Annotated in this window: 2 protein-coding genes and 1 pseudogene; 1 reads left to right on the plus strand and 2 read right to left on the minus strand. The window is 59.5% G+C overall.

Annotation, left to right across the window (positions count from 1 at the left end):
* A partial coding sequence (locus JSE7799_RS00655) for a transposase (RefSeq protein WP_186201797.1) occupies nucleotides 1-429 on the plus strand: 429 nt, incomplete at its 5' end.
* A 40-nt stretch (nucleotides 430-469) separates the two neighbouring features.
* On the opposite strand, the pseudogene JSE7799_RS00660 reads toward JSE7799_RS00655, so the two are convergent.
* A pseudogene (locus JSE7799_RS00660) lies at nucleotides 470-807 on the minus strand (IS5 family transposase); the annotation flags it as partial.
* A gap of 454 nt (nucleotides 808-1,261) precedes the next feature.
* Nucleotides 1,262-1,728: transposase (locus JSE7799_RS00665; protein ID WP_186201798.1), on the minus strand; the 467-nt coding region annotated here is incomplete at its 5' end.

A 1,728-nucleotide genomic window follows, 5' to 3' on the forward strand; every position in this document is an offset into this window, starting at 1 on the left:
CGCTGCCAGTTCCATCTCGCGCGCAACGCCATTCATCACGCTCCGAACGTCGAGAGCCGCAAGCGCATCGGAGCCGAGCTGCGCACCGTGTGGAATGCCAGCACGCTCGCCAAGGCAGAAACGGCCTTGGCAGAGATCGTCGCCAGCTATCGCACCTCTGCGCCGAAGCTGGCCGCATGGCTGGAGGAAAACGCGCCCGAGGGGCTCGCGGTCTTCACGCTGCCCGAGCACCATCGCCGCCGGCTGCGCACTTCAAACCCGATGGAGCGATCCGTCCAGCAGGAGCTCAAGCGGCGCACCGTAAAGGTCAGGGTCTTTCCCAGCGACGACGCTCTGCTGCGACTGGTCAGCGCCGTCCTCGTAGAGATCGACGAGAAATGGGCCTCCGAGACCAAGGCCTACATCAAATGGGAATGCCAGGATGCATGACCCGCTCTCAGCAGAATTTCCAGACCGCAGGTTGCTCTATCGCGCCGGCTGCATGCTGGTGCGCCCGGACGACGGTGCTGTCGATCATATGAAGCCGGTCGGGCGGGTGATCCAGCTCTCCCGCAGCCTCGTTGAGCGCCTCCAGGATCGTCTCCCACAGACCTGCCAGCGTCCAACGGCGGAACTGGCGGTAGACCGACGACCACTTGCCGAACTCCTCGGGCAGGTCGCGCCAAGGGCTTCCCGTCCGGGCGATCCAGAACACTCCGTCTAGCACCCGCCGGTGATCGGCTCCCTGCCGACCGTTTCGGGCACGTACCCCCGGATGAACGGCTCGAAGAACGCCCACTCCGCGTTCGACATCAGACCCCGCGCCATCGCGTCACTCCCCCCGACCAAAATCAGGCAGCGTGAACCACGCCGAAAGCGCTACGGGAAGGGTTTTGTCAACACGGCCTAGGCCGCGCAATCGACAATGATTTTTTCTCACTTGATCGCGCGATGACCGAAGCATGGATCCAGCCGGGAGCTCTGAAAGAAAATCAGAAGCAATTAATACGGAATTGCCTTCCTTCTCGTGATAATGAAAGTGAGCGGATGCCTGCTCCGCAAAGTGAGGATGAGCTGGAGGTCCTCCAGAGAATTCAGTTTGCTTGCGATGAAATTTAAAAGTACCAGAGACCGGACGGTGTTGCGTGGTTGACGCCACATGGCTCAGAGTTTCCAATGGCTATTCGAAAATACGTCCATGAAGTCGCCTGTTGTTTTCATAGCGGAAGCCATGCTTTGCCTGGAAGGTCGAGATATGCCCAAAAGTTGGTGACGGTCCTCATCAGGCGGCGGTTTGAAGTTGCTTGATCCCGTCCTTGAACTCAATCCCCTGAATGACGTCGGGCAGACGGTTTGGCCCGTTGATCTTCCGCCACTTCTTCTTGGCTGACTTCATGAGTCGGAAGACCATGGCGAGGGCGGTCTTGCGGTTCAGGCAGCCCTTGGTTTTGCGGGTCCGGTTCCTGACCGTGGCGAAGACACTCTCGATCGGGTTCGTGGTCCGAATGTGCTTCCAGTGCTCGGCCGGGAAGTCGTAGAAGGCCAGCAGCTCGTCACGGTCTTTCACCAGCTTGGCCACAGCCTTCTCGTACTTCGCGCCGTAGATTTCGACGAAGAGATCGAAGGCGGCATTCGCCTCCTTCTTCGTCTCGGCCATCCAGATGTCTTGCAGATCGGCCTTGACCCTTTCATGCATGGATTTGGGGGTCGCGCCCAGCACATTGGCGGTCTTGTGAACCCAACATCTCT

Source organism: Jannaschia seosinensis (genome assembly GCF_001408515.1).
GTDB lineage: Bacteria > Pseudomonadota > Alphaproteobacteria > Rhodobacterales > Rhodobacteraceae > Jannaschia > Jannaschia seosinensis.